This is a genomic window from Priestia sp. KCTC 13724, from assembly GCF_056820425.1.
In genome coordinates this window covers 1-1,692 of record NZ_JBXDLD010000178.1, presented here as the reverse complement: position 1 = coordinate 1,692, position 1,692 = coordinate 1, and the positions used below count along the sequence as shown (strand labels likewise).

Annotated in this window: 1 protein-coding gene; it reads right to left on the bottom strand. The window is 29.4% G+C overall.

What is annotated here, in order from left to right:
- Positions 1-606: 606 nt before the first annotated feature.
- The gene (locus AC1UFB_RS20090) at positions 607-1,551 is read right to left on the bottom strand and encodes a PIN domain-containing protein (protein WP_482589916.1); all 945 of its coding nucleotides are present in this window, start codon (positions 1,549-1,551) and stop codon (positions 607-609) included.
- Positions 1,552-1,692 lie beyond the last annotated feature (141 nt).

Genomic DNA, 1,692 nt, shown 5'->3' with positions numbered 1-1,692 from the left:
TCATTGGTAAGTGTTACCCTTATACTTCAACAGAGAGTAATTGTAATCCTTTAATTCAACTTATATAGATACGTATTTTCCTTCTGTAGTCGTTCACATTCTTGTAAAGCTTGCTGTAGTTGAAGATGTAAGTTCATACCATCCCTCTATTTAATCTTTTTGTATAATGATATTGTACAAGATAGAGGGATGGATTAAAAGAGAGAGGCCAAATGGGCGATGAATAATACAATTTCCCCCTTACACATAGCTGTTATACTAAACGGAAGACAAAAATTAGTCTTATTCGTTATTTAAATTCCATATATTCTCTATAAATCCCCCTCGATACAGAAGTAAAGATTACGATGATATTAAGGATTGAAATCCTGCTGCTTTTACTTTAGACAACATATTTATCACTTTGTTCTTGACAACTAATTAAAATCTGAATGGAATGAACCATCTACTATATACTACTTATATCCATGGTTGCACAAAGTTTATTTTAGAACCATAAAATTGCAGAAAATTAATTAGAATTTTTTTCTTCTGAGGTTACTTTTAAATTATTAAAATTTAAAAAATTAAATATAATGTCTAAATCTGCATCTTTTTCAAATAAAGTTAATTATATAAATGATGATAGGTTTCTCCAGTAGGATGCTCATGTCCACAGTGAGGACAAACTAATATAAATTCGCCTTCTGGATATCTGGATGATGTTCTAGTTTGACAATCAGCGTTAACATGCATTTCATCCTTACAATTAGAACAATCTGTAAAATTATTGCTCTGTAAATGATCTTTAACAGTCTTTTGTTCCGGAAAAATTAATGACTTTTGCGGATCTATAATATCTAGAACTCGTCTTAAATTATTATTGAATTGAACTCCTGCTTTTTCAGCATAACCTTTTAGATTATCATGTAACTCTGCACCGTTACCTCCACTGAAATCTTTGCTATTTTCGGTAATAAAATAAATATGATCAAAATTCTCCTCATTTTTTTGAGCATAATCACAAGCCGTAAAAAATATAATAGCATCTGCCATTTCATTTTTTGAAGCTTTTTTAGAACCACTCTCTTTATTAAATGTAAAAAAGGGAGCTTTTCTTTCTAAAGACATATTAACTATTAGGTTATCTATACTGGAATTTCTTGAAGGGATATCAGTGTAATATTTATTTTCTATAAAATCATTTAAATTTCGAGCTCTTAATCCATGTGTATATCTATATTGCCTTACAGCCATAATTTCTAATTGCTCTAATCTTGTTAAAAAATCATCTTTTTCTTGCTGTTGATCAAAATGTGACGCCAGATCTTTATGCTTTTGGGGTGATTTTCTTGTATCTTTTAAATATTGCTCATTTCTCTCTTCTTTGTGTTTATTCCATTCTCCTTTTACCTGTTCAGGAATAATTAATTTTATCCATCTATTCGTTAATAAACCTAAAAGGCGACGAAATAACTCATCTTCATCTCTCTCTGGATCAAATAAATAAACTAGCACATTTGTATCTAAAATTAAGCCATTAGGAACCTTACCTGGATTAAATTTAAGCATAGCATTATCCCCTTTTCTTTTTTGCACATCGAATATATCTTAACACCTTAAAGTATGGAAAAATAAAATAATCCTGAATTATTCATACCTTCGGTATGAGTCATGATTTAGTCGAAAATTAATTACTTTTCTATTCTTTTG